The following is a 26,669-nucleotide window of genomic DNA, read 5'->3' as shown; positions in this document are numbered from 1 at the left end:
GTGATTGATAGAGTTTTAGCCATTGAAACCAGTTGTGATGATACCTCCGTAGCGATCGTCGATCGCTCAGGTTGGGTGCACTCTGTGGTGGCGGCCTCTCAAGATCTGGAACATGAAATGTACGGCGGTATCGTTCCTGAAATCGCTGCTCGCAATCACTCCATCGCTTTAATTCCACTTATCGAAGAGGCTTTTAAAAAAGCTGGTATGAATTGGTCCGATGTTCAAGGCATCGCTGTGACCAATCGACCTGGTTTGATTGGCGCTTTGATCGTTGGACTTGTGACTGCGAAATCCTTGTCGCAAGCGAAGCACCTTCCTTTCTTAGGTGTGAATCACTTGGAGGGGCACTTGCTTGCTCCGTTTTTAAAAGATGCACAGTATGCTCCGCCCGAGGACTTTGATTATCCTTACGTGGGACTTGCAATCAGTGGAGGTCACACGAGCCTTTATCACATCACGGCTTTGGGTGAATACCATGTGCTCGGGGCAACAAAAGATGATGCTGCTGGGGAATGCTTTGATAAGTTTGCAAAGATGGCAGGCCTTGGTTTTCCAGGCGGTGTGCGCATTGATCAGCTGGCAAAAACCGGAAATCCCCACGCCTATGAGTTTCCACGCAGTATGATTCACGATGATACTTTTGCGATGAGCTTTTCCGGTCTAAAATCTTCTGGCCAACGTATGCTTGAGCAAATGGGACCGGACCTCGTGAAAGAAAATCTTCCAGATCTATGCGCTTCTTTCCAAGAAGCTATCGTGGATGTGTTGATTGCTAAATTAGAAAAAGCGGCGAAGGCCTACAAAGCAAGGCGTATTATTTTGACTGGCGGGGTGAGCGCGAATTCTCGTTTGCGTGCTCGTGCTGAAGAATTCGCGGCGAAAAAAGGTCTTCGTCTGGTGATTCCACCAATTCGTTACTGCACAGATAACGCAGCAATGATTGGGTACGTGGGTGCCTTGCGCATGGCCCGCGGTGAAACTTCGAATATTGATTTGGGGCCATCGCCTCAAGCCCTTGCATCGGATTTTAGATGAGCCAAGCCCGTGAAAGATTGTTAGCGACACTAGAGCAACTAGGCGTCACTGCCAAAAAATCCCTAGGACAAAATTTTTTGGTCAGCGATGTGGTGATCGGTCGAATCATCGATCAAGTAAAAGCTTTTAAGCCCGATTCATTGATTGAAGTGGGGCCAGGCCCTGGTGCTTTGACTTATTTTCTAAAACAAATGGAAGTGCCACTTCAGTTGATTGAGTTGGATCGTGTGATCGCGGCTTACTGGCGCGAACAAGGTATTCCGGTTATTGAAGAAGATGCTCTTCGTTTGGATTGGGAACAATTTTATTCAACCCCCGTCGGCAGTTCGGCGGAAACCGGCAGAACTGGAATCCCGGCAGGGGTGCAAGCTGGAGCAACTCGAAACATCGTTTTCGTCAGCAATCTTCCCTACCAAATTTCTTCAAGTATCGTGATTGAGCGATCGCTGGACGAGGTCGGTGTTCAGCACATGGTTTTGATGTTCCAAAAGGAAGTGGCACAAAGAATTCGTGCGGTTGCAAAGAGTGAGCATTATGGCCTCCTCAGTGTGATTGCACAAACCTTCTGGAAAACAGAAATGGTCACAGAGGCGGGGCCAAGGGATTTTTCTCCTCCGCCAAAGGTGAATAGTCGTGTTTTAGCGTTTACTCGCATTCCAACGGAAATAAAGAACCGCAAAGCCTTTTTAACCTTCGTCAAAGCGGGTTTTGCTCAAAGACGTAAGCTTCTGAAGTCAAATTTATCTGGTCTTTTAAACCAAAAAAAGCTAACAGAAGAGCAGCTGATTGGCTGGCTTGCCGAGCTTGGATTTAAAGAGACAGCCCGCGCTGAAGAACTCAGCCCAGTTCAGTTTGTGAAGCTTTACCAGAAATTTGGATTTGAATGAGCAACATCTTGATTATTCAAGAAAACAAAAAAGCCCGTTTCGATTACACCATCGTAGAAACCTACGAGGCGGGTCTGGTATTGATGGGAAGTGAAGTGAAAGCCTTGCGCGCGAAAGACGTGCAGTTGAAAGACTCGTACATCAGCTTCCGCGGTGACGAAGCGTTTTTGCAAAATGCTCATATCGCTGAATATAAAGCCTCAAGCTATAATAACCATGCGCCAGAACGCTTACGTAAACTTCTTTTGAATCGTAAAGAGCTTGAAGAAATCTATGGTGCTTTACGCGAGAAAGGGTACTCGTGCGTACCCTTGAAAATCTATTTTAAAGAAGGCCGTGCTAAATTAGAGATCGCTTTAGTGAAGGGTAAGAAAACCCATGATAAGCGTGAGGCGATTAAGAAACGCGACGTTTCCGATCAAATTCGCTCAACTCTACGACGCTCTCGTTAGAAATAAACTCTTCTTTTATGCCCAAGCGTGAACGTTTGATGGTAAGCAAGTTTTTCCATGCAGCATAGGCTTCACGGTTTTGCGGATCGATGCTTAGCTTTTCGAGCAAGCGAAGTTCTGTCTCGGTATTTGCTTTCAATGAACGATAGAAATAATCATAAGTCATCGAAAGATCGCGGAAGTCGTCTTCGTCAGGGATGTGGTAATCGGGAATATTCCACTGTCCCAACATCAATTGATGCATGTGTTTTTCCATTGTCACCAGAGGTGACAAAAGATTTTTCGTCATGCGAATACTTAAGAACAAAGTCACGCCTGTGATGAATGCGAATGCCACACCTAAGAAGACCTGTAACCATGTTACTTCGCGCTCAAGATGCTCTACAAGCTGAGGTTGCACATCGTAAGCAAGACTTTTGAATAGCTCATAATTTTGCGTGATGAAGTAATAGGCGGGAAGTAAAAATAAAATGGCTCCGCCGGCTACGGCTGTGATCATGTACCAACAATATTTGTATTGGAAGGCCTTGTTCAAAATGAAGCGCTTCGGACCATGTCCGTGTGGAACGCGTTGAGGCTCGATCACTCTTCTTCCGTAAAGCATATCTTCCTTATCGGTGGGTTGAGTTTTTCTGAGAGTCCAATTACTCTCAATAAAAGACATAATCAGGTTTGTCGCTCGTAAGGAGAACATAAATGAGCTTATCAACGGCTAGATCATTTGAGGCGTCCGGATTTGCTAAGACGTTGGTCCTAATTTTACTTTTGATAACTGCAGCTCCTCTGGTGCATGCAAGTGATGATTCTACTTTGGTAGACGACAAGTACTCTTTGAAGGCAGACCGCGAAGCATTCGATAAACTGCGTAAGGACATCCCGCCAGAAATAAAAAAAGAAAACGATGAGAAAGCTTTTATGGATCAGATGATGACGGACGTGACAGTACCGCCTTCAGATGTGCGCAGTAAATTTCAATCCATCATCAATAAAAAGCGCGAAACTTTTAATAAAGACATGACGAAGAAGCGCGAGGATTTCCAAAAAGGCCAAGCGAAAGAGCGCGAGACATTTACGAAAGAGCAAGGCGATCAACGGAAGGACTTTATCGCGAAAAAAACCTCCTCGTCAGAGCGCACGGAATTCTTCGATAATCTTGAAGAAAAACGCAAAGACTTCTATGAAGGCCAGCGTGAAAAGCGCGATGCCTTTGAAGATGATATGCGCGATAAAAGAAAGAATTTCGACGATTACATTCGCTCTAAAACAGATGAGTTCAACCAGCTTCATCGCGACTACACAAAACGCTATGAGGAAAACAAAAAAACTCGGGCGGACCTAAAGAAACAAGCGGAAGAAAAACGCAAGAATCTGGAAAAATCAGTCGACGAAGAATACAAAGACCTAAAAAACCAACCCCCAACCAACCTAAACGAATAAGGTACGCCGTACCTTTTTGCGATGCGCTTGGTTATGATGGGCGTTTGAAGAGTTCTTTGTGGATTTCTAGTGTGATTGCGAAAAGTTTATTTTCCATGACCGATTGGAGTGGTGTGAACTTAATTCCAAAAGTCTGAATTACTTTATTGCCCTCGTCGACTTTTATGTGTCGAATTTCACCTTGAAGTTCTAGAGGTGCACGCTTGCCAATTATCAGGTGGCCGACAACCTTGTCGCCCACCTTCATCAGCGGATTGTCCATACGATAAACCACGCGGCACCCTTGGCTGCTAAGATCGGCCACTTGTCCTACGATAGTTTTTGGAGACCCATTAACGCTCACGATGTTGTAAGAGGACTGATAACTTGCAGGCACCTTCACGCGATAGTTTTGACGGCGTTGAAGATGGTAAAGTTCTTTCGGAAGCGGTAGAGAATATTTTCCAGAGTGAACCAGTGCGGCACCTTGGAAATAATACTTTTCTCCGCCTAAAAAGAAATAGCCCACAAATTCTTCGTTATTTTTTAAAGCGGCATTAGCGGACTCACGATCGCATTCGATGAACTGGGATTTGTCGTTATAGTTGGTCACGCGCAGTTGGACAAGATTTTCATCGCTGCCTTTGCAAAGAAGCTCGCCACGGATATGTGCTAGATCCATGAAGAGTTTAATTTTCTCTTCTTCCTTACTAATTAGGGAGAAGACTTCCTTATCCATACGGTGACCTCGTGCTTGTTGTGATGCAAGTGCTGGATACGCGCATTCTCTAGACGCTGAAACTCTGCTAAAGTTTCAAAGTCGGTCTTACCTTGGAATTTTATCGTGCAAACAAAGTTCGCGCATAGTCCTGAACTTTGCCAATTCTTCACGAGCTCTAATAATTTCGCCGGATAGCAGATGATGTCCGAGAAAAACCAATCAATGGCACCAATGTCCTCAGGTTTGACATTGAATGCGTTAGTTTTCATGAACTGAATGCGAGGAAGCTTGGCGATCTTCTCATCCAGTGGCGCGCGGTCGATACTGACGACATTGCAACCCATCTGCTGAAGAACCCAAGTCCATCCGCCTGGGCAGCTACCGAAGTCCACAACCCGCTGACCTGGAGACGGCTTAACGCCATAAACTGTGAAAAGCTCCCACAGCTTTAGATAAGCGCGGGATGGCGGTGTCTTTTTATCTTCATTAAATTCAATATTTCCCAAAGGAAAAGGGGAGTTGGTCTCACTGGAAACAAGCAATGTGTTCTTATCAAGCAAGGTCCAGGCACCGATCGGATCCTTAGGGAGATCTCCCAAGAAATTCATAACTCGGGAACGAAGTTTTGGAAGCTGTTCTTGGATCAGCTCTGTGCGGCGATGATTTTCAAAAGAATAGTGAGCCCAAAGCTTACCCTTGCTTTTCAGAATTTTCGCGGCTTGAGAGATAGACTCAAATGGGATGATTTCGGCGTTCAACCAAATATTTTGGGCCCAAACAGTATTCTGAATGGGCCCATTGGTTAGAACCAGACTGCCGTGAACTGATTGGACGTCTTTAAGTTCCTTCAGCAGTTCAGGCAAAAATTTTTCGGTGGCTAAATAGGCTATCATTTTCTAAAGCAGTCCAGTCTGCGCGAAAAGCGCACTGACATCCTCGGCACTCGCCGTTATGCTGCTTTAGTTGCCACAGCCGGAGTCAGAAGTCCACGGTTGTTCCATGTCGTCATCGCATCCGCCCAGAATTTTTCTTTTAGTTTAATGTCTGCAGGGCCCATTTTTACCTTCGGGAAGTCTTGTTTCTCGAAGTGCTCAGTGAACTGAGATTCGTTGCAACCACGGACAACTTTCATCATCAAATTGAAATGGGCTTCCGTGAATGGCTTATTATCTACAAGCATTTTTCTGAGACCGCCCTCTGGTGTGTGAGTTAGGAAATTATAGAGGTTCGGTACATCATATTGCTGACTCATCTTGATACTCCCTTTTTATGAGTAAATTGGTATCGATCTCCTATCGGATTTCCTCTAGCGGTTCTTGAATATTCACTAGGCTATGGTCGCGTTCCTCTCTGCATAGTAATTCTACATTATTTTAAACAAGACTATTTTACAGGAAAAATGGTCTAGGAAGCCTTAAGTCGCAAGACCTACCTCCGATCTAGGAGGTATGAAAACACAAGCCAAAAAAACGAACATCTTGATGGGTCTTCTTGTAACAACTTTGATTTCTTCTCAAGCGCTTGCGATGGCGAAAGCGCCGGTGACAGACACAACGGATACGACGGACAGGTCAACAACGACAACTCCTTCAACACCAGTTGTTCGCGAGCCAGCAGCTTACACGGGTTCTATCACGCCTGCTGACTTTAATGTTTTCACTGAAGTTTCTTACCCGGTCGGAAGTCTGGTTGATTCTAAATTCCAATCTTACCGTGAATTGATTCCAGAAAGAAATGCACAAGAAGGACAAACAACTGACGCTTGCGATACAACTCCTGACGGCCAGGATCGTTTTTCTGATCGCATCGCTTATGCGGTAGAAGTGAAAATGCATCCTTCACAGGCGGGACTGGGTTACGTGGGATCTTATTATGGTCTTAGCAGCGATGAAAGCACTTATACGCCAAACAGTTTGATCTCTCATCCGCTGTGTAATGTGACTGCGGATACTTTGAATACAACTTTGGGTGGTAAGAAGATCCCTTCGGCAGCCACAATTAAAAAAGCAAATACATTCGTAGATACAATGAACAGCTATCGTCGTGCCGCTTTAGCCGGTGACCGCGAAGGTTACGTAAAGGCCTCTAAATTGTGGTCGAAGTTTATGATGTGCGTATCTTATACAGAATCTTTGACGACAGCGAATACATCGACTTCTGACCGAGTGGCTGCGAAGTATGCCCCAGCAGGTTACCGTCGTCCTGCCAGCGTTCTTTTTTATGAAGATCCTTATCAAGATGCCGCCTCTAGATTGAACATTGGTCTTTTCCAATTCACTCCGAACTCTGCCGGTAACGTGCAGGCTTGTATCCGCGAGTGGAACAAGCTTTACCCGAAGTGCACAGTTTCTACAAAAGCAAGCCAAGGTGACATGATCAGAGTTTTGGGAAGCTCGCTGCAAACCTTCAATGCTTTCTGCGGGGCTGCGAAAGTGACAGGCATGTTCTCCGTACAAATCAACACAAAGAGCTCTTCATTCACTCATCCGTATAATGTCGTGAACGGAAAATTGAAGGCTCCAGCGGATCGTTGTGTGAGCCCTCACTTTGCGGCGGGCAAATCATACAATCACTTCGGTCCATTCCAAAACTCAGTCGGCACGAATTTAGATGAAGTTCTGTCTTGCACACTGAACGGAGAGTACTAAGCAGTAACTCTTCATGACGAAGCAAGAGCAGCCTTTATCCACGAAACAAAATTTTTCGAATCAAATTAAGACGACTAAAGCCCTGCGCCAGACGGGGCTTTTTTCTTTGAATTGAGTTCCTGGGAACAAAACTATATTTAGTTTTCTTTATTTGCATTACGAATTCAGAAGAAACCTCTAATAACTGTGGACCTGAGCCGAATTAAATTTCATGGGGAATTCTGTCTTGTACTTGCTTGCCTGTCTCATGTTTTCGCTTGTCGTTCATGCGAGTCCACCGACGTTGACCTATCAAGGGCGCATTGTTAAATCCGACGGAGCGGGTTTTGAGTATAATCAGACACGATTCAATTTCCAGATCACGGGGCCTGACGGTCCTTATAGCAGCTGTGTGATTTACGATGAAACAGTCGCCGGTGTTGACTTGACCAACTCGGACGGTATGTTCGATGTCTCCATTGGCGCAAGTCATAGCTTCCCGTCTGATTCCACATTTTCAATTTTAGATGCATTCAACAATTCAAATAGTTTTTATTGCGAAGGTGGATCTGCCACAGTTCCAGGTTATATTGCCTCATCGTCAGATGGTCGTAAATTAAGAGTTCGTTTTTACGATGGTTCAAGTTGGCAAACGATTTCTCCGGATATAGCGATTCGTTCAGTTCCGTACGCGGGCTATGCATTGTCGGCACAAAAACTTGGTAACTATCAAAGCACAGACTTCACCTTGAAGCCCACATTCACATCTTGCACTAGCGGAAGTTTTTTGACTTGGGATTCAACGATGGGCTTTGGTTGTACCGCAGCCCCCGCCGGCGGTGGTGGAGGAGGAGGAAGTGTTTCCGACTCGACTTATTCCGTAAAAGGAATTGTGCAATTTGATACTGATGCGGCGACTTCGGGAATGGTGTATACATCATCTGGTGTTGCAAAAGTGAATATCGGGACGAGTGCCAACCAAGTTGTGGCTTTGGACAGTTCAACAAAATTGCCCGCGGTAGATGGCTCAGCGTTGACGAACATAAACGCGATGAAAATCCAAGGGAAGACTGTGAATTTGTCTTCGCCGACCGCAAATCAAGTTCTTCAGTATGACGGAACAAAATTCGTCAACGCTTCAATCACTGACAATGATACGTTAGGAAGCCTTCCATGTGCAGATGGATATGTCGCCTATAAATCTGGCGGAGCATGGACCTGCTTGCCAGTTTCTTCGACCGATGTGAGCAATTCGATTGTTTCACGAAGTGGTTCTGGCGGATTTGCTGCGGCCTCCGCTGATCTAAATAGTTTGATTCTTCGTGACGGTGCTACGGCGGGGACTGTTACGCTCTCTGTCCCCACGGGATTTACGGCGTACAATCTCGTGTGGCCTGCAACTGGAGGGACGACTGGGCAAGTGCTTACAAAGGGTTCCGGAAATAATCTTCAGTGGGCGACGGTTCAATCGAACTCTTTGGCATCAGGAAATATTTGGATTGGAAATGCTTCGAACCAGGCAATAGCTGTGACGGTCTCCGGGGACGCGACGCTGGATTCATCGGGTGTCTTGACATTATCGACGACCGGAATCGCTGGGACTTATTATAAGGTGACAACAGATTCTAAAGGTCGTGTGACCTCAGGCTCGAATTCATTAGCATCATCTGATATCCCTGCGGCTGCTGGAGATGTCAGTGGCTCATTCGGCTCTTTGAGTGTTGATAAACTCAAGGGCAAGGCCATCGACAGCACCGTACCGACGGTAGATGGACAAATTATTGGTTGGGATACAACGACAAGTAAATGGAAAATCTCGACAGCCATTGCGCCTGCGAACGGTCAGGTTTTGAAATGGAATAGCACTTCAAGATCCTGGGAGCCAGCGGCGGATGCTACAGGAGGATCTGCAATTGATTCATCTTACACTGCGAAAGGCAATGTTCAATTCGACACAGATGCATCAACGTCTGGAATGGTCTATTCATCTTCAGGTGTAGCAAAAGTAAATGTTGGTACAGGAGCAAATCAAATTGTGGCTCTTGATGTTTCTTCGAAATTGCCGTCTGTTGATGGTTCTGCTTTGACGAACGTGAACGCGACAAAGATCAATGGTGTCGCGACAAGTATTGCTGCTTTAGCGAATGGACAGATTCTTCAATACAATGGCACAAACTGGGTGAACGTTGCCGTTCCAACAGACACACTCGGTGGGATGTCTTGTGCAACCGGGCAAGTTGCTTACTATAACGGATCTGCTTGGGTTTGCCAAAGTGCGAACGCTCAGAGTAGTAGCAATACACTAGTGATGAGAAATGGATCTGGCGTTTCTGAATTTTCTGGCGTTGCTTTAGCTAATGGCACGACAAATGTCACGATGGCTGCCGCTACAGCTGGCGCCGCTTATACATTAACTTGGCCAAGTAATTTGCCTGGCTCTAACGGAATGGTTCTAGCATCGACAACTTCAGGAGTGTTGTCGTGGGCCTCTGTAATGACAAGCTCACTCACTAGTGCCTACATATTTGTCGGTAATAGTTCTAATGTGGCAACGGGTGTTGCGATGTCAGGTGATGCAACTTTGGCTAATACGGGGGCTTTGACGATTGCAAGTGGTGCAATCACTGATGCCAAAGTTTCTTCCACAGCTGCGATAGCAAGAAGTAAGTTTGCGAATGGCACTGCGAACGGTCTCGTTATTAACAATGCAAGCGGCGGCATGACAGACATGACGTGTTCTTCAGCTGGACAAGTTCCTTCATGGAATGGCACGACGTGGACATGTATTATACCTCTGACGACCTTACCTTCACTTGCGAGTGCGAAGATCTGGGTTGGTAATGGATCTAATAATGCAACGGCTGTTTCTTTGAGTGGTGATGTGTCTATCACAAATGCTGGTGCTGTGACGGTTTCTAAAATCAATGGCGTGGCGCCAACAACGAATGCGGCAGCAAACGCAGTATTGCAACTTGACTCATCAAGTATCGCGACAACGAAGGGTGTGAATATCTCAAATGGAGCAAATGCGGTTCAAATGCGTGCCCCGGCCTCATTTACAACATATACAATGACGATGCCCACCACTGCTGGAACAAACGGACAATTCTTGCAAACAGACGGGTCTGGCAATTTGGCTTGGGCGAGTGCCAGCACAGGTGGGGGCGGATTTGTTAGCAAAGCAGCAGATTTCACAGTTCAGACAACAGAGAATAATTATATTTATGCGATTACAGGTGTTGCGGCTGTGACTCTTCCTGCGGCCTCTTCGGTGACTGCAGGATTCAAGGTGACTTTCAAAAACGGCCGTGCAGGAAATGTTACGATAAGCCCGAGCGGTTCTGACTTCATCGACAATGGACAGCAAGCAACAATCGGAACAAATGGATATACAACGCTTGTGTCTGATGGGTCTGGACTATGGTATGTCCTTGCGGGCAGCCCAACAATCTCGGCTGCAACATGCACGTCGGGAACTCAAACATTCTCATCTCTTTCATCGATCCAGACTTTGACTGTGAGTGCGCCCAATGCCATGGCTTGCAAATATACAATCACGGTTCTTGGGGCTGGTGGGGGAGGAACTTACGGTGGGGCCGGCGGTGGCATTACGATTTCAAATCTTAAACTGCCATCTTCAGGTACTTTGAATATCGTTGTTGGTAAAAAAGGTCAGAAAGTTTCTGCGGCAGCAAATGCGTACGGTGGTGGTGGTGCCGGTGGTACCAGTAGTTGTACTGCGGCTGGTGGTGGTGGTGGTGCGAGTGCAGTGCAAATCAATTCTACCATCCTTGCAGTCGCGGGAGGTGGCGGCGGCGGCGGCACCGGAAACGCGAGCTATACCGGCGGCGTTGGTGGATCTGCTACGACGATCGCCACTGCGGGCGGAGGAATTTCGGGCATGACTGCTGGCGGAGCTGGATACAACAACTCTGGCGGTTCAGCAGGTAATAATACATATGGTATCAATGGCGGCGCCGGAGGTAGCTCAGGAGCTTCCGGCGGATCTTCTAATGGTTCTGGAGGAGTCGGTGGTACTAATATTTCATCAATAGGTATTAGTGGCGGTGGCGGAGGATATGGTTCTACTGGATTCAATTACTGCGGTGGAGGCGGCGGCGGCGGTTACGGAGGCGGAGGCGGTGGCTCCGCAGATAACATGTCAACCACAGGCGCCGGCGGAGGCGGTGGTGGTGGTTACATCAACAGCGCCGTCATTACTGCGGGTGCCGGAAGTGCGGCTGATACAACGGGCTCAGCTGCGGGAGCAGATGGCTCGGTCGTCATCACCTGGAACTAATGTTTGAGCTAAGACCAAACATTTTAAAAAATTAAAAGCCCCGGTTGAAACGGGGCTTTTAATTTTGAGTGCGAAGAAAATTTTTACTCTACTTTAGTAGGTGCATATTTTTCGACATCTTTTCAAGGATGGTGTTCAAAGTTGTTTTCTCTTCTTGAGTCAGTTGGGCCCAGAAGCCCATGATGCGCGGATACCACTCGGGAGCGAGCTTCTGAATCAAGGCATTTCCCTTCGGAGTTAACTTGATAACAAACGCACGGCCGTCTTTTTCGTGTGTCTCTCTGGCCACAATTTCAGATTTCTCAAGGCTATTGATAAGTCCTGAAATGGTCGCTTGAGTTACACCAACCTTTTGCGCAAGCTCGGAAGGCATTAATCCTGCTGGGTTTTTCTTCAGCAACATAATAAGAGTGAAGCGTCCAGGTGATAGATCAAACTGTGCGAAGAAGTTGTCATAGTTGATCTCAATGTCGGTTGCTACTTTACGGAATAACAAGTTGCTATAAAGCGAGAGCGGTTCAGCTTCCGGAAAAATTTGACAGGCAGTTTGATGAAGCTCTTCTTGAGACGGTATTGTGGTGAGAAATAACTTAGCCATAGGCTCTCTCCAATTTCTGAGGACGTTTTCACTTAGTGTCCAAAAACGGACAAATGTGAAAGCGAGGATTGACAATAATTAGATACCTAACTATATTAGTTAGTGTCCTAACAAAAATCAAGAAAAATTGGTGATTCAATGAAAAGCGTAAAATTTTTAGTTCTCTCTCTGGCTTGCGCTCTCGTGCAGGCTGCGAGTGCTGCTGAGCTCTCTCTTACGGATGCTTTGAAAGTCGCGGAAGATAATTCGCCACAAATCAAAAAAGCAGAAGCTGCAAAAGACGAAGCGAAGTGGAAAAAGGTAGAAGCATTTTCAATCTTTCTTCCGAAAGTGACTGCTGGTGGCTCACATTTGATGGGCGAGCGTTTCATGTTTGAAGACGTGACGATGCCAGGTTTGGGAACTTTCCCTTTCACATTGCCCTCACCTTATACAGTCTGGTCTGCGCGTGCTGAATGGATGTTCTTCGATGGTTTTGCAAACTACGACACCTACTCTTCATACAACTACGCGGCGAACGCAGCAGATAAAGAAGCTGACTGGGCTCGCTTCCAACTTCGTCAAGACACGAAGATGAAATTCTACAGAGCACTTGCGGCAGCTCAACTTGAAAAAGTAGCGCACGAAAATGTGAAAACTCTGCAAGAGCACTTGGATCGTGCGAAAGCATTCCGTCAAAGCGGTGCTGGAACAAACTTCGACGTTCTTCGTGTGGAAGTTCAATTGAATGAGGCACAATCAGAACAGTTGAATGCAGAAGACAATACAATACTCACGAAACTGAATGTATTGAACGATTTGGGTGTTGAAGATCAGGGGCAAAGCCTAAGTGGAAGTCTTCCTGTGCCAGATGCTTCTAAAGTGACGTCTTTGAAGAAGCCCACGCAGATTGAACGCCTTGACTATCAAGCGATTCAAGATCGCGAGTTGAGTGCGCATAAAGCACACGTTGCCGCTTACAAGCATTGGATTCCAAAATTCTCTCTATTTGGTGAGTGGGATTACTACAACCTGGAATCAAAAGGTCTTACTGATCAAGATTTTCACGATGCCTACTCTGTAGGGATCTCGATGATTTGGAATTTGTTTGACGGCTTTGCTTCGACAGCAAGATCTGCTCAAGCGGATGCACGTCAAGTTCAAGCGGCCGAGGCGACAAGACAAGCTCGGTTGAAAGACAGTTATGATTTCGATTTCTGGAAACGTCGCTACATCTATTCCGCTTCTTTGTATAAAGCGAAATTGGCAGACGTTGAAAAAGCTCAAGAGAGTGTGCGTTTAGCAGCTCAATCATTCAAAGCGGGAACTCGCACAAGTTCTGAAGTTTTGGATGCAGAGCTTGATTTGTTCAGAGCCCGCGCCGGCGTTGTGACGTCTCAGGTGAATGCGGCTGAAGCATTGGTAAATTTAGAATTAGCTTTAGGGAAGGAATTGTAATTTTATGGAAAAACTTAAGGGTAAACGTAAACAGGTCATGACCATTGGCGGTATCGTAGCCGCAATCGTGATCGTGATCTTCGGCTGGTATGAATGGTCGCATGTTTCTACAGACAATGCGCAGATTCAAGCGCACACGCTGATGCTTTCATCAAAAGTATCAGGCATCGTTATGGAAGTTCTTGTGAACGAAAATGATGTTGTGAAAGAAGGCCAGGTTTTGGCTCGTATCGACAGCAAGGACTACAACAACTCTCTTCGACAAACAGAAGCTGAATTGGAATCTGCGAAAGTAAAATTCCGTGATGCTGAAACGAACTATCACCGTATGTCTGAGTTGTATAAAAAGAGCGTTGTCTCTCGCCAGCAATACGATACGGCTGAGGCAACTTACCGTGAGTTGAATAAGCGCGTCGTTGCTATCCAAGCTCAAGTGGCACAAGCGCAATTGAATGCAAGCTACACTGAAATCAAAGCTCCATCGAATGGTGTGATCGCTCGTAAGTCAGTAGAGCCGGGTATGGTGATCCCAGTGGGTCAACCATTGTTTGGTTTCGTAGATTCATCAGAGCGTTGGGTTGTTGCGAATTTCAAGGAAACTGAAATTGCGCACATCGAAAAAGGTAAAAAAGTTTCTATCGACGTTGATGCTTTGCCAGGCAAGGATTTCCACGGCGAAGTTGAAAGCTTGAGTCCAAGCACAGGTGCGGTGTTCTCTTTGCTTCCTCCTGACAATGCGACTGGTAACTTTACAAAAGTGGTTCAGCGCGTGCCTGTGAAGATCAAACTTTTGGATCTAACTCCAGACGATATCATGAAATTGCAGGCGGGTTTGTCTGCGAATGTGACTGTAAGAGTTCGTTAATCTCAAGAGGGATGTGAAATCATCCCTTAGTGAAAGCGATTTAATATGAGTGCGAAATCTAGACTGATAGTGCTTGTTGCCGTGATGGCGTCGTTGCTTGAAATCATCGACAGCTCCATCGTGAACGTAGCACTGCCAACAATGATGGGTAACTTGGGCGCCACGCTGGAAGATATCAGTATGGTCGTGACAGGTTATGCGATTGCCAATGCCATCGTCCTTCCTGTGTCTGCATGGGCTGGGGAACGTATCGGTCGACGTAAGTATTTCTTGGGTTGTATTGGTCTGTTTACACTGACCTCGGTCGCCTGCGGATTTGCTCCAAATCTTTACACGCTTATTTTCTTCCGTATCCTTCAAGGTTTGGCAGGTGGGGCTCTTCTTCCTACTTCTCAAACATTGATCTACGAACAATTCCCTAAAGAAAAAGCGGGTACAGCGGGTGCAATCTTCGGTATGTCCGTGATGATTGGACCGACTTTGGGGCCGACTCTGGGCGGTTGGCTGACTGACAACTTTGGATGGCGTTCGATCTTTAACGTGAACTTGCCAATGGGAATCGTCGCGATCTTGATTGGTTTAGCAGCGATTGAAAATCCTCCATTTGCGATGGGTGGCAAGGAAAACAGAAAGAGTTTCGATACGTGGGGCTTGATGCTTCTTGTATTAGGTATTGGTGGCTTGCAATACATGCTAGAGCGTGGTGAATCCGACGACTGGTTTGACTCTAAGATCATTTGCATGTGTGCCTTCTTTGCGGTGACTTGCTTGCCTTTGTTCATCTGGTGGGAAACAAAAGTGAAAGATCCTATTATGAACGTGCGACTTTTCAAAAACTCTATCGTGGCAAACGGTGTGGCTTTGCAAGGTCTTTTGGGATTCTTCCTATACGGTCTGGTCTTCGTTCTTCCGGTGTTTGTAGGCCAAACATTCCATTACGATGCGACTCAAACAGGTATGCTCTTTATTCCGGGATCAATTATCACGGCCATGGTGATGCCATTTGTGGGTAAAGCTATGGGTAAAGGTGTGAATACGAAACTTCTGATTTCAATCGGGATCACTGGAGTTTTAGGAACACTTTACGCTATGACGCTTTTGACATCTCAGTCATCACAGAGTGACGTTTTAAGAGCGCTCTACATCCGTGGTTTCGCAATGGCCTTCTTATTCGTTCCGATCAACTCATCGATTCTTTCCCAGTTCACGGGAATCACGATGGGACAAGTATCAGGTATGTTGAACTTGTTCCGTCAGATTGGTGGTTCTATCGGCATTGCCTTCATTTCCACGATGCTGACAAAATCAGGTAAGCAGCACTACTCGGATTTGATGCCTCATGTGAGTCTTTTAGATCACAATACATGGAATACCTATATGCAGGCCATGGGTGGTAATAAGATGACGACAGCCACGGGTATGGCGTCACACGCGGATATTGCTCTTCGTAGTATTTATGGCCGTGTGCAAGCTCAGGTGTTTGTATTAAGTTTCCGCGAGATCATGTTCATTATCGCCGCGGTTATGTGTTGTGCCTTCATTCCATTGTTCTTCTTGAAGTTCCAGAAGAAAGTGGTTGCAGTGTCAGATTCTCACTAAGACTTGTGGTGAATTTTAGACGAAAAAAAGGGAAGCATGAGCTTCCCTTTTTTATTTTAAGCATCTTCCAAAAGAAGAGCGATTTTTATTCCATCGTGTAAACAAGAACTTTTACGCTGTTTTGGTTTTGCAAAGCACGTTGCAAGCAAACTTTTGCAGTTTCAAGATTTGTTGTAGAACCCTGAGCTGCGCGACCGAAAGTGATAGACATGAAGCCATTTGCGGCGTCAGCATCGACACGGCATCTGTCGTCAGAGAAACGAATCATGCCGCCTTTAGTAACAGGAACTTCAGTTGAAGATTTCAAATAGCTGAAACCGCAATAGAAGAACGACTGATCTTTCGAAGTGTCGCCCATAAGACTTTGAAGACAAGTTTCGTAGATGTTTGTGATTTCGCGTTCTACGGCAATAACGTTTCCAAGCTTGCGATCATTTGCTTGAGCAGAGAATGCAATAACAGTCGCGGCGATAGCCAAGATAAATTTCATAAATCCCTCCTAAAAAAATTGAACACGATAAGCGTTTCATCTTTTCGCTAGAGGTCCTAGCATTATGGCGCTGTGTCTAGAGGGAATTATTCCGAAAGAAGTCTTCTTACTGTTTTTTAAAGTGGATCGGGATACGTAACAATGAGGGCGCGGTCTTTTAAAACCACCATGGTGTGCTCGAACTGAGCGGTGCGATGCTCTTTGCCAGTTACAAGGGTCCAACCATCCGCCTCTTCATCAACACCAAAAGCACCCGTAGAAAGGAAGGGCTCAATGGTAATGACATGTCCCTCTTTTAGGACGCGCTTGTCGCGCTTATCATAGAAGCCTGCGATGAATTCAGGTTCTTCATGAAGACTTTTGCCAACGCCGTGACTGCCTAAGTTTTCAATGATGGAAAAGCCGTACTGGTCTGCGATCTTCTCGATATTGGCGCCAATTTGATTGATAGCAGCGCCCGCCTTCACGCCAGAAATGGCATTTTCCAGGGCCTTCTTAGTGGCCTCTAAAAGAAGAAGATCTTTTTTGGTTCCAGGAGGTATAATCATCGAGCCGCCGTTGTCAGCGTAGTAGCCATTAAGCTCTGCAGAAACGTCGATGTTAAGCATATCGCCCATTTGGATTTTTTTTGTGGCAGAAGGTACGCCGTGGGCGGCTTCATGATTAAGGCTGATGCAATTAAACCCTGGGAAATTATAAACAAGCTTTGGCCCAGAGCGAGCGCCATGACGCTCAAGATAAGCGCCACCAAGATCGTCCAACTCTTTCGTTGTCATTCCTGGTTCTGCTTTTTGCATCATGTACTGAAGGCAATTGGCAACGATTTTGCCAATTTTTTTAATTCCATCTAAGTCCGCGTCACTCTGAATAATCATGAGGTAGTTATATTATAGATCCTCATAGTAAGGAACATCTTCTTTATCAAGATAAGGCAAAAGAAGTTTCTTCAAGGTGCCGTCTTGTTTCATGGCCTTAATTGCCTCGATAATTTTATCGTGCTCCAGTTTTGTCAGCTTCTTTTTCGATAGATAAATGCCCACTTCCAGCTTGTGGGAGGGGTCGCGAAGAGTTTGCATCTGTGGCGCCTTCACTGGCCCCCTAAGGAAATAGCGATGCAAAACCGGTGAAGAGAAAAATCCTTGAATTCGATTGGCCTTGATAAAACGGTAGCTTGAAATTGGATTCGGAGCTTCAATCAGGCGGTTGGATTTTCTCAGCAAATCAAGCTCGGCGGGTTGGTAGAAAAAGCTTCCCCCAATCTGGTCGGCAAAAGTCATACTTTTAGAACGTAGATAGTCTTCAATAGTTTTCTTAGGATCGTAGAATTTTTTATTAATTACCAGGATACGTGCTGTTTTGTAGAGCGGCACATACTCCCCCCACTGATCGAGCATCGCGACGTGCGGAGAGAGGCCTGCAATGTCGGTACGATAATTCGAAAAATCATTGATTGCCCGAGGTGCAGGAACAGCCTCAAGCACAAAGTCACAACCAATGCGGTTTTTAAGTTCTTCAAATAAATCGTGAGAATAACCCGCGGGTTTATTATCCTTCGTCAGAAAAAAAAGCGGAGCATAATCGTTACTTGAAACACGAAAGATGCGGACACATTTTTCAACTTGAGCAAATGATGACAGAGAGAAAAACAATACGAGTACAGCGAGGACTTTTGACTTCATACAAACAATTTAGCACGGATTGCGATTGCCACAAGTACCATGGCAGAGGTGTAATACTGGCGAGTCAACTTTACGCGCCGAGGAATGAAGGACTAAAATGGAAAAGATGAAGAGTGACCTCATTTACAACTTTCGCAAAAAAGCGGCGGCAAAATTATTACCGGCTGTTTCTTCAACAGACAATAAGTCTCGTCGAGGCAGAAGTTTATTATTAGCGGGAAGCTCGCAATACCCAGGGGCCGGAGTTCTTGCTGCGAAGTCCGCTCTTCGCATGGGAAGTGGCTACGTCGTGTTGGCGCAAAAAGGCATTAATGTTTCCTCTTTAGAAAATCCAGATTTTCTTGTTGCTGATTTGGAACAACAGCATTGGCAGGAATTAAAATTTGATTCCATTTTAGTGGGACCGGGTTTCGGAGTGAACGATTTCACCGCACAAGTGATTCGCGATTTGAAAAGACGAAAATTCGACAAGGTGATTTTGGATGCAGATGCCATCACGGTATGTGCGCAGCAAAGGTTGTTTCCATTGCTGCCCTCTTGGATCATCACTCCTCATGCAGGGGAGTTGGCTCGCTGTTTAAATATGGATTCTTCGGAAATTGAAAGTGATCGTCACCAGGCCGTTTTGCGTGGGCAAGAGCTTGCGGGGTGTATCGTATTATTGAAGGGTCATGGGACTTTGGTTCGAAACTCAAGGAAGACTTATCGAATTATGTCTGGAAACTCGGCACTGGCGAAGTCCGGAACTGGTGACGTTTTGGCTGGGATGATTACGGCTTTAAGAGCTCAAAATCTGACACCAACTAGAGCGGCTTTATTAGGTGCCTATTTACATGGCGCCTGTGCGAATTTATGGGTAGCTCGCGGAAAAGATGAGCTTTCCATGATGGCTTCTGACGTTATAGAGCTTCTGCCCGAGGTGGTGCACAAGGTTCGTACAATTTAGACAGAAGAGTATTTTTTTCAGCACTGCGGTACTAATGAAAACCTGACTTTCTTTTCCTGGTCTCAGCGGTTAAAAACTTGCGAACTCAGGAGAAATCAATGAAAAAAGGCCTCGTTTTTTGTGCCATTCTAGGTTTGTCTGCCCACGCGGTAGCTCAAACGTCTACAACGACACTTTCAGCTCCTTCTGTTGAGGCCTCTGGGGCAACAACTGGGACGTCAACAACAAGCGTGAACAGTGTCATAGGTAATAAACAATTCGAAGAAGACAAAAACATCACTGATGCGAGTTTAAAAGCGAATGGCGGCTCATTGTCTCGTTATTCTCTGAAATTCAACTTGAGCTTCAGTGGTCCTCCTGTGGGTGATTTGAGCAATAAGATGCAACCAAATCCAGATGGTTCTATCGGGACTTACGAAACTGCTATCGGTGGTTCGATCAGTGCTCGCTACCGTTTAGACTCAATTTCTGCGGTGAACTTGGGTACAGGCGTCAGTGCTTTGACTCCGGTCCAAGGTGTGAAACGCTACGACGTTAAAAATCCATTCGTTAGCTACGATATTTCTCAACGCGTTTTCGATACTCAAATGCGCCATATCTTTGGTGCGACGTTGGTAACAAATCCTGACTGGCGTGCCGCTGGTGAAACTTCCGGTGTGAGCTATGATAACTATCTAGTTCATAATATCGGGACGACTAAATTTGCCGCAGAGTTGGATACGTCTTTTGCATACTACTTCTATGAGCGTGGACCGCAGACAACTAGAGAAAGCAATTCAGGGCTTTACACTTTGGCATTCTACCCACAAATGAAGTACAACTTCACTGACCGCTTCAATGCCTATTCTTCATTGGCGATTGCTTTCATCAACCCACGCGGCATGGATAACAACAGAACAGCTTTGTGGAATCGTACATTGAGTCAACGCATTGGTTGTGGTTACGCATTCACTCGGGACATCTACTTCGCTCCATACCTCAACTTCTATCCGAAGAGTGCTGAGATGGATTCAACGACGATCAACTTCTCTACGACGTTCTCGATTTTATAATCGTTAGAGTTTCTAAAGAAAGAAAAGCTTAAAAAAGCCTGCCAAGCGGTGGGCTTTTTTATTTCCTAATAGAATAAAAATTAGCAATTGTTGCTAGCGAATCTTGGGAGTAGGCTGCTTGTCATGGACGGGCATTTTGTACTTCAATTAGGCGGCGCTTTTTTAGCGGCATTTTTAGCTGGAGCCATCAATTCGGTTGCAGGCGGTGGAACGATGATCTCGTTTCCAATTTTATTAGCCTTGGGCTTACCACCATTGATTGCGAACGCCACAAACACCGTGGGAATCTGGCCGGGCTCGCTTGGAAGCATTTGGGGTTTTCGTCAAGAACTTGCGCGAGTGCCAAAATTCTATCGTTGGCTGATGATTCCCGCCTTGATCGGCGGCGCCGTTGGCGCCGTACTTTTGCGCCATACATCTTCTGAAGCATTTGAACATATTGTTCCATGGCTTTTGATCTTTGCGACGATACTTTTTATTATTCAAGCTCCCGTGCGGGAACGTTTACTTAAAAGCCTCGGCACAGAATCAGGTCGCAGTCGTGCAGCCATTATCGCGGCCGTTGCTTTGCAATTGTTGGTTTCAGTCTATGGTGGATACTTCGGCGCCGGTATGAGCATTCTGATGCTTACGGCATTGGGCATTATGGGATTGACGGATATGCTAGAGATGACCGCGATGACAAGTTTTCTTTCTATCGCCATTAACGGTATCGCCGGAGTGATCTTTGCTTTTTCGGGCTTGGTGTATTGGCCCTACATCGCCGTGATGGCTATTGGCGCTGTCGTCGGTGGTTACGGTGCGGCGGGGGTTGCACGTAAAGTAGGTAAAGTTGCTATCCGTCGTTTGGTTATCTTCGTTGGCATCACATTGTCTATAGTGATGTTTGTTAAAATTTTGCGCTAACAAATTTTAAGAAAGTCTTTGCGATGCGCACTTCTTCAGCATGGTAGGTATCTCGTTTCAAGAAGGGATCTTTGGCGGCCCTTGAGCAATCGCTCTGATAAATAGAATTCTCTGTGAAAATCTATGAACTTAATAGCCTGCTGTCGCAGCTAGAGACGCGAGCGTTTGCATTTCGTTTAAACTTTTTTTGAAAATTTCAAAATTCGCCCTCAACTATCCAAAGGTCCAGCCGATAAGCTTATTACCTATAAGAAGGAGGCCTTGAATGGCTAAAAACGTAGTACGTCACGAATATATCTTCAACAAGGAGATTCGTGAATTGCCTTCTCGAACCGAGACAGGGCCACCGTAAATACGAGCTGCTTTTTTTATTTAAAGCTTAGATAGAAACCAGAGCGAATAGGCGTTCTGGTTTTTCTTTTTGAGACATTGGTTCACACTCCGTCTTCGTCGGGCACTGGTCTACACTCCGACTCCGTCGGAGACTGGCCTACACTCCGACTTCGTCGGAGACTGGCCTACACTCCGACTTCGTCGGAGTAGCTCTTACAGAGCAGCGATGAGTTGATTTTCTTCTAAAATCTTCAGAAGATTTTGTGTCATCATATACGTTAATCCCCACAGTGGAATCTCGCGGTCTAAGAAGATCGCAGGTAAAGCCACATGCACATCACCACGCTTAAATTGATAGGTAGTTTGACGTTGGGGGTTGCGCAATTCATTGAGTGGCATCCAAAAGAACTCGGCCACTTCTCCCGGATCTAATTTTACAGTGAATTCTCGCTCGGTATAAAAGACGAAGGGACGAATATAGAACTCTAAAAGAGAGCCTTGTTTACGTGCCTGAACGTCGTTCAGACGCCCCATATTTTCTTCAGGCAAAAGATCGACGCCGATTTCTTCGAAAGTCTCACGAAGGGCCGCCCCCAGATCACTGAAGTCCGTGTCCTCTTTTTTGCCACCGGGAAATGCAAGATGCCCTGACCAGCGATCATCCTCGTTAGCAGCTCTTTGAATAAAACCCACTTCCAAGTTGTCTATGGGACCGCGAAGGATGATGGACACGCAAGCATACTTATCCAAGGTTTTGGAAAGATCGTGAGGAGTTTGAACATGAAGGGCGCCAAAAATTTCGTTGCTCAAGGGAAACTTCCTTTTTGATTCATCAAGAATAGCACGAGATTTCCGCGGAAGAAAAGGCAGTGCTAGAACACAAAGATCGCTGCATCAATTTAGATAAGATAAAGCACCACGCAGAAATACTGCGCGATACTGCCAGCTAGCACAAATAAATGCCAAATGCCGTGGAAATGTTTTACTTTCTCGTCGAAGATAAAGAATCCAATGCCGCCGGTATAAAGAATGCCTCCAGCAGTTAACCAAATGAGTCCGTGCAGCGGCAAAAGCGCCGTCAAAGGCTTCATCGCGACAACCACCAACCAGCCCATCACCACGTACATGATTAAAGACGGCAAACGCGTTTTGTGTGACAACGTCAGTTCGTAAATAATTCCCAACACAGCCAGTGACCAATTGATGCCGAACAACCACCAACCCCAAGGTCCGCGCAAAGTAATCAACGTAAACGGAGTATACGTTCCCGCAATTAAAAGATAGATCGACATGTGATCAAGTTTTTGCAGAATCTTTTTCGTTTTACCCTGGAACGAGTGATAGAGGGTCGAGATGGTATAAAGCAGAACTAACATTCCGCCATACACGCTGGTGCCGACAATCTTCCAGGCATCTCCTTGGATGGTCGCCATCGTGACCATGACAGAAGCACCGACCACCGATAAAACGGCACCGATCAAGTGACTGATACTGTTGAAGCGTTCTCCGTGGTAAATAAAAACCTCCAGCTCTTGAAATAGGATAGCACAGCTTGTTCTGAAAACAGAGGAAAGCCTTGCATCTTTGCCAAATTGACTTCTTTGCATCGCATTTTGAAAACGGAATGAGAGGAAGATCATTTACTCTATGCGCCACTACCTTTATCTTACTTAAAGTCCCTTAAGAGTATTTCTCAAATTGACCTAGGGTGGAGTAATCATGGCCCAAGCAAGCAAAGCCGCCAGCGTGCGCTTTATTTTTATGACGATTCTATTGGATGCGCTAGGAATCGGTTTATTAATCCCTGTGTTTCCAGAGGTTATTCGCCGCTTTGGTCATGATCCAGAGTTTGTGAATCACTATTTCGGGTATTTCATTTCTGTCTATGCCTTGATGCAGTTTTTAGCGTCACCTGTTCTTGGTGGACTTTCGGATCGCTTTGGGCGACGTCCTGTTTTGCTGGTTTCTCTTTTAGGGGCGGGTCTTGATTACATTTTGATGGCTTTTGCTCCTACATTGGGAATTCTATTTGCGGGCAGAATTGTTTCCGGATTAACGGGAGCAAGTATGACTGTGGCAAGCTCTTATATGGCTGACATCTCTGATGATTCAAATCGTTCCGCAAATTTCGGAATGATTGGTGCTGCTTTTGGTTTGGGTTTTATCGTGGGCCCAGGCCTAGGTGGTTTGTTAGGACATTATGGTCATCAAGCGCCATTCATTGGGGCTGCGATTCTAAATATTTTGAATTTTGCTTTTGGTTATTTCATTTTGCCGGAATCTTTGGATAAGGCTCATCGTCGCCATGTGGTTCTTGGAAAATTAAATCCCTTCCGCTCACTATTTAAAATTTTAAAACCGTCTGCCACAGGTATTTTAGTGTGGGTGTACTTGCTTCTGTATCTTGCGGGTAACTCACATCCGAGTATTTGGACATTGTATACGCAGTACAAATTTAATTGGACATCGTTCGAAGTGGGACTTTCACTTTCGGCGGTCGGCGTGATGATCGCGATTGGGCAGGGCTATCTGACTCGAATCATTATTCCTAAAATTGGCGAGATCACTTCGCTAAATGTGGGGACATGGATCAATGTTGTGGCCTTTTTAGGTTATGCATTCGCGAGCCAGGGTTGGATGATGTATTTGATTCTTCCGCTGTTAGCATTTTCGGGAATTGCAGGGCCGTCGCTTCAGTCACTGATTTCCAAAAATACTCCGCCCTATGAGCAAGGTGAGCTGCAAGGCAGTCTTATCTCGATCGCAAGTTTGACTGCGATCATCGGGCCTTTGCTTTATACTGATTTATTTGCACGCTTTACGGCGCCAAACGGTGCGATTCAGTTCGCAGGAGCACCCTATTTTGCCGCCGCCTTGATTTGTATTCTTTCGACGGGGTTGTTGCTGTGGGCTCGTCACAAAGGCGCCCACTCTTAAGGTTTTTGTAACCACATGAAGGTGCCCATGGCTTGCAGAGCATCTTCGCGATTCACGGTGAAATATCCATTCTGACATTTCAAAGACGGATCAGAAACCTGACAAGTGTAAAGATCCGTCGCACGAATGACGTACTTGCAGGTTTTGCTATTTTGATCAAAATACTGTCCTACCAACATTGAGGCATGATCTGTTTGTTCGCGGGCGGCATAGCGAGGCTGATAAAGAAGTTTCGAGTTATAGCCGATGCCCACAGTTTTTCCCTGGGTCAACAAAGCGCTGATAGAACTCGCAGCGTCCTCTTCAGAAATTTTATTTAAGTCACGACTGATTAATTCAAGTGTCGAGATATCGACTTTCTTTTCACAAGAAAGATCCACGGCAATATCGATCAGAGGACGCTTTTTATCCGAGGCCTGTGCGAAAACCTGCTCTGCAAATCCAGCACGTAAGGAATCGAAAAGTCCATGCAGGCGTGTGCGAAGTTCTTGTGGATTTTGTGAACGAATTTTTTCTAGTTCATAAAAAACGTCATCAAGATAAATATCTTTAACATGAGGCTGATCACGCATTTGATCTAAGATTGAGTAAGTACACATGCCCTGCTTTTGAGAAACAGAAAAAGCTGTCTCGTAAGACTGACCAATGAATGAGAAACGATATAGAAAACTATTATTGCGGTAAATGTAGGCCTTCACTTTACTTTCATAAGAATCCTGACTGCGCTCTGTGAAGTTCGCTAGAGAGACAGCTGAAACCGGGGTGTGCATCTCTGCGCTTACAAGGTCCGAAGTTACGATGGCATAGCACCAGCTTTTTCCGGGCTGATGATAATGCAAAGCTGGCCAAGGGCGCTGGCGCAAATCAGCTGTTGGGCAAGCAGGTTCCTGGGCAAACCCCATCGAGCTCCAAAAGCTTAAAAATAGAAGAATTCGCAGTATCCAGGCCATCATAGAATTGGAAGCAAAGGCAGTGCCCTGGAAAGTTCCTCGAGAAGGGATATATTGCAAAGGGCGATCTTAAATGCGTTTAAATCCTAAACAGTGACATTCCTAGGGGACCAAGGGCCGGTTCATTAACCGAGAGATTTTGGCCCTGTGTCTTTCTAATAAGGGAGGGCAAGGATGCGCTTCTTCAATATTCAGATAACAGGTGTTTTGATTCTTTTAACAAGCTCGATGTCATTCGCGGCAGTGAGCAACTTCAACGGATTGATTCAAGGGGCTTCCATGGACGAGAAGACCTTGCATGAAAAAGTGTTGGAGCAAATTCCACAAAGCGAAGTTGCACAGGCCTACAGCAGCTCTCTGGTGAGATTGCAAAAGGCTGATACAACAAGAACCAGAGACATTTCAGTTCGCTTGGTTACGACGGGCGAATAGCTTAAAGGATCTGCTCTAAATAACGGGGCAGATCTGTCTTTCGATCCGGATGAGGCGCAAGCACGTCACTGTGATTTCCCGGTAAACGAGGGAAGTATGTTTGCAGCTCTTTCAGGACGATATCCGCAGAAAGAGGATTTTCTTTTTGAAGCGAATGGAGACTCACTTCAAAATAGGAATACTGAGACGAAGTACGAAGAGCATCCCAGAAATAAAGCTCATACAAATTTCCAGTTACAGGTTTTCCCTTAGAAATATAATCCGCAATTTTTTGCGGAATCTCCTTCAAAGGTGTTTCCGTATAGTCCCAAGTCTGATTTCCTTCTTCAGCAAAGAACAATGTCATAGAAAATTTCTGAGGCCATGGCACGTGGTAAAGTGACTTAAAGAAATCAGAACAAGTGCGCATATCTGCCACTGCCGCTGGCAAGAACAACTCCACAAAGTTATCTAAATGAGACCCTTTGATTTCACAATTGCGAGAGCTGCCGCCATGCCATGGGGAATCTACGGCGATAACATGAACCTCTGGTAAATATTCTGTTGGATATTTTTGAGAAAGAATATTCAAGGCCTCTCGAGTCACAAGACCGCCCATACTATGAGCTACAATGGTTACACGGGGTGCATGCATTTCAAGAATGGATTCTGCAAGTTCCAATGCGGAACGCTTTAAAGAGCGGTGCATATCATCGTAAGCAAAATAGAAAAGATGATACTCCATGAACTTAGGAACTGCCGGAATCAGATGCGCGAAATTTTTTACAGAGCCTGACATGCCATGAACAAAAATCAAAGGTTCTGCTTCAATTAAAGTTTCATGGGCTTCTGTTTCGACCGGTACAAGGCGGCCTTCATAATGAGGACCTAGAAGTCTTCGCTCGCAGTTGCGATTAAAGTCACCACGTGTTTCGGCGCGAACTGCGGGTGGACTAATGACAAAGCTTAATGTAGAGACCAATGTTGTGAAGGGCAGTTGCAAAGAGTTTTTCATTGGACGCAGT

At 45.7% G+C, this 26,669-nt stretch carries 26 protein-coding genes; 14 read left to right on the top strand and 12 right to left on the bottom strand.

The window, feature by feature from the left end; genetic code table 11:
• Genes tsaD through smpB form a run of 3 tightly spaced genes read left to right on the top strand, consistent with a single transcriptional unit; the run spans position 1 to position 2,377 of the window.
• Positions 1-1,038 (top strand): tRNA (adenosine(37)-N6)-threonylcarbamoyltransferase complex transferase subunit TsaD, encoded by a 1,038-nt coding sequence (tsaD, locus tag VF412_RS14520; RefSeq protein WP_331339974.1) that lies wholly within the window; start codon positions 1-3, stop codon positions 1,036-1,038.
• A complete protein-coding gene (rsmA, locus tag VF412_RS14515; RefSeq protein WP_331339973.1) occupies positions 1,035-1,925 on the top strand; it encodes a 16S rRNA (adenine(1518)-N(6)/adenine(1519)-N(6))-dimethyltransferase RsmA in 891 nt (296 codons plus the stop codon). The genes tsaD and rsmA overlap by 4 nt, the downstream gene beginning before the upstream one ends.
• Complete coding sequence (smpB, locus tag VF412_RS14510) at positions 1,922-2,377, top strand: SsrA-binding protein SmpB (protein ID WP_331339972.1); 456 nt, start codon at positions 1,922-1,924, stop codon at positions 2,375-2,377. Before rsmA ends, smpB begins: the two co-directional genes overlap by 4 nt.
• On the opposite strand, the gene VF412_RS14505 is transcribed toward smpB, so the two are convergent.
• Positions 2,322-3,041 (bottom strand): hypothetical protein, encoded by a 720-nt coding sequence (locus tag VF412_RS14505; protein WP_331339971.1) that lies wholly within the window; start codon positions 3,039-3,041, stop codon positions 2,322-2,324. The genes smpB and VF412_RS14505 overlap by 56 nt on opposite strands.
• Before the next feature lie 32 nt (positions 3,042-3,073).
• On the opposite strand from VF412_RS14505, the gene VF412_RS14500 reads away from it, so the two are divergent.
• Entirely contained in the window at positions 3,074-3,814 is a 741-nt protein-coding gene (locus VF412_RS14500; protein ID WP_331339970.1) for a hypothetical protein, read from the top strand.
• A 31-nt stretch (positions 3,815-3,845) separates the two neighbouring features.
• Here the strand turns inward: VF412_RS14500 and VF412_RS14495 are convergent, their stop codons facing one another.
• The 3 genes from VF412_RS14495 to VF412_RS14485 form a co-directional block, all read right to left on the bottom strand.
• Complete coding sequence (locus tag VF412_RS14495) at positions 3,846-4,475, bottom strand: PilZ domain-containing protein (RefSeq protein ID WP_331339969.1); 630 nt, start codon at positions 4,473-4,475, stop codon at positions 3,846-3,848.
• Positions 4,476-4,507: 32 nt separating this feature from the next.
• The gene (locus VF412_RS14490) at positions 4,508-5,377 is read right to left on the bottom strand and encodes an SAM-dependent methyltransferase (protein WP_331339968.1); all 870 of its coding nucleotides are present in this window, start codon (positions 5,375-5,377) and stop codon (positions 4,508-4,510) included.
• Between the two features lie 86 nt (positions 5,378-5,463).
• Complete coding sequence (locus tag VF412_RS14485; protein WP_331339967.1) at positions 5,464-5,766, bottom strand: hypothetical protein; 303 nt, start codon at positions 5,764-5,766, stop codon at positions 5,464-5,466.
• Positions 5,767-5,962: 196 nt separating this feature from the next.
• Here VF412_RS14485 and VF412_RS14480 point away from each other — a divergent pair, with 196 nt between their 5' ends.
• Positions 5,963-7,162 carry a hypothetical protein gene (locus VF412_RS14480; protein ID WP_331339966.1) on the top strand — a complete coding sequence of 400 codons (1,200 nt, stop codon included), beginning with the start codon at positions 5,963-5,965 and terminating at the stop codon, positions 7,160-7,162.
• 211 nt (positions 7,163-7,373) lie between these two features.
• Positions 7,374-11,441, top strand: coding sequence for a hypothetical protein (locus tag VF412_RS14475; RefSeq protein ID WP_331339965.1), 4,068 nt, complete (start codon positions 7,374-7,376; stop codon positions 11,439-11,441).
• An 88-nt stretch (positions 11,442-11,529) separates the two neighbouring features.
• Here the strand turns inward: VF412_RS14475 and VF412_RS14470 are convergent, their stop codons facing one another.
• A complete protein-coding gene (locus VF412_RS14470) occupies positions 11,530-12,039 on the bottom strand; it encodes a MarR family transcriptional regulator (protein ID WP_331339964.1) in 510 nt (169 codons plus the stop codon).
• Between the two features lie 138 nt (positions 12,040-12,177).
• Between VF412_RS14470 and VF412_RS14465 the strand changes: the two genes are divergently transcribed.
• The 3 genes from VF412_RS14465 to VF412_RS14455 are packed head-to-tail and all read left to right on the top strand — an operon-like array spanning position 12,178 to position 15,940.
• Positions 12,178-13,476, top strand: coding sequence for a TolC family protein (locus VF412_RS14465; protein ID WP_331339963.1), 1,299 nt, complete (start codon positions 12,178-12,180; stop codon positions 13,474-13,476).
• A 4-nt stretch (positions 13,477-13,480) separates the two neighbouring features.
• Positions 13,481-14,341 carry an HlyD family secretion protein gene (locus tag VF412_RS14460; RefSeq protein ID WP_331339962.1) on the top strand — a complete coding sequence of 287 codons (861 nt, stop codon included), beginning with the start codon at positions 13,481-13,483 and terminating at the stop codon, positions 14,339-14,341.
• 45 nt (positions 14,342-14,386) lie between these two features.
• Positions 14,387-15,940, top strand: a complete 1,554-nt coding sequence (locus VF412_RS14455; protein ID WP_331339961.1) for a DHA2 family efflux MFS transporter permease subunit — start codon at positions 14,387-14,389, stop codon at positions 15,938-15,940.
• Between the two features lie 85 nt (positions 15,941-16,025).
• Here the strand turns inward: VF412_RS14455 and VF412_RS14450 are convergent, their stop codons facing one another.
• From VF412_RS14450 to VF412_RS14440, 3 genes are all read right to left on the bottom strand, one after another.
• Complete coding sequence (locus VF412_RS14450; protein WP_331339960.1) at positions 16,026-16,430, bottom strand: hypothetical protein; 405 nt, start codon at positions 16,428-16,430, stop codon at positions 16,026-16,028.
• Between the two features lie 116 nt (positions 16,431-16,546).
• Positions 16,547-17,305 (bottom strand): type I methionyl aminopeptidase, encoded by a 759-nt coding sequence (map, locus tag VF412_RS14445; protein WP_331339959.1) that lies wholly within the window; start codon positions 17,303-17,305, stop codon positions 16,547-16,549.
• A gap of 12 nt (positions 17,306-17,317) precedes the next feature.
• Positions 17,318-18,109 carry an ABC transporter substrate-binding protein gene (locus tag VF412_RS14440; protein ID WP_331339958.1) on the bottom strand — a complete coding sequence of 264 codons (792 nt, stop codon included), beginning with the start codon at positions 18,107-18,109 and terminating at the stop codon, positions 17,318-17,320.
• Positions 18,110-18,206: 97 nt separating this feature from the next.
• Here VF412_RS14440 and VF412_RS14435 point away from each other — a divergent pair, with 97 nt between their 5' ends.
• From VF412_RS14435 to VF412_RS14425, 3 genes are all read left to right on the top strand, one after another.
• Positions 18,207-19,055 carry an NAD(P)H-hydrate dehydratase gene (locus VF412_RS14435; protein ID WP_331339957.1) on the top strand — a complete coding sequence of 283 codons (849 nt, stop codon included), beginning with the start codon at positions 18,207-18,209 and terminating at the stop codon, positions 19,053-19,055.
• A 98-nt stretch (positions 19,056-19,153) separates the two neighbouring features.
• Positions 19,154-20,107: a hypothetical protein gene (locus VF412_RS14430; protein WP_331339956.1), complete on the top strand. Its 954-nt coding sequence runs from the start codon at positions 19,154-19,156 to the stop codon at positions 20,105-20,107.
• A 123-nt stretch (positions 20,108-20,230) separates the two neighbouring features.
• Positions 20,231-21,013, top strand: a complete 783-nt coding sequence (locus VF412_RS14425) for a sulfite exporter TauE/SafE family protein (protein WP_331339955.1) — start codon at positions 20,231-20,233, stop codon at positions 21,011-21,013.
• A 546-nt stretch (positions 21,014-21,559) separates the two neighbouring features.
• On the opposite strand, the gene VF412_RS14420 is transcribed toward VF412_RS14425, so the two are convergent.
• Positions 21,560-22,156 (bottom strand): CoA pyrophosphatase, encoded by a 597-nt coding sequence (locus VF412_RS14420; RefSeq protein ID WP_331339954.1) that lies wholly within the window; start codon positions 22,154-22,156, stop codon positions 21,560-21,562.
• An 89-nt stretch (positions 22,157-22,245) separates the two neighbouring features.
• Positions 22,246-22,863 (bottom strand): PAQR family membrane homeostasis protein TrhA, encoded by a 618-nt coding sequence (gene trhA, locus VF412_RS14415; RefSeq protein WP_349259013.1) that lies wholly within the window; start codon positions 22,861-22,863, stop codon positions 22,246-22,248.
• A 202-nt stretch (positions 22,864-23,065) separates the two neighbouring features.
• On the opposite strand from trhA, the gene VF412_RS14410 reads away from it, so the two are divergent.
• Complete coding sequence (locus VF412_RS14410; RefSeq protein WP_331339952.1) at positions 23,066-24,283, top strand: TCR/Tet family MFS transporter; 1,218 nt, start codon at positions 23,066-23,068, stop codon at positions 24,281-24,283.
• Here VF412_RS14410 and VF412_RS14405 read toward each other — a convergent pair.
• Positions 24,280-25,293 (bottom strand): hypothetical protein, encoded by a 1,014-nt coding sequence (locus VF412_RS14405; protein ID WP_331339951.1) that lies wholly within the window; start codon positions 25,291-25,293, stop codon positions 24,280-24,282. The two genes, VF412_RS14410 and VF412_RS14405, sit on opposite strands and share 4 nt — an antisense overlap.
• Positions 25,294-25,407: 114 nt before the next feature.
• Between VF412_RS14405 and VF412_RS14400 the strand changes: the two genes are divergently transcribed.
• A complete protein-coding gene (locus VF412_RS14400) occupies positions 25,408-25,665 on the top strand; it encodes a hypothetical protein (protein WP_331339950.1) in 258 nt (85 codons plus the stop codon).
• 1 nt (position 25,666) lies between these two features.
• On the opposite strand, the gene VF412_RS14395 is transcribed toward VF412_RS14400, so the two are convergent.
• Positions 25,667-26,659, bottom strand: a complete 993-nt coding sequence (locus VF412_RS14395; protein ID WP_331339949.1) for an alpha/beta hydrolase — start codon at positions 26,657-26,659, stop codon at positions 25,667-25,669.
• Positions 26,660-26,669 lie beyond the last annotated feature (10 nt).

The organism is Bdellovibrio sp. (genome assembly GCF_036384735.1).
Lineage (GTDB): Bacteria > Bdellovibrionota > Bdellovibrionia > Bdellovibrionales > Bdellovibrionaceae > Bdellovibrio.
The sequence above is the reverse complement of the archived record's forward strand: the minus strand, read 5'-3'. Positions and strand labels throughout refer to the sequence as shown.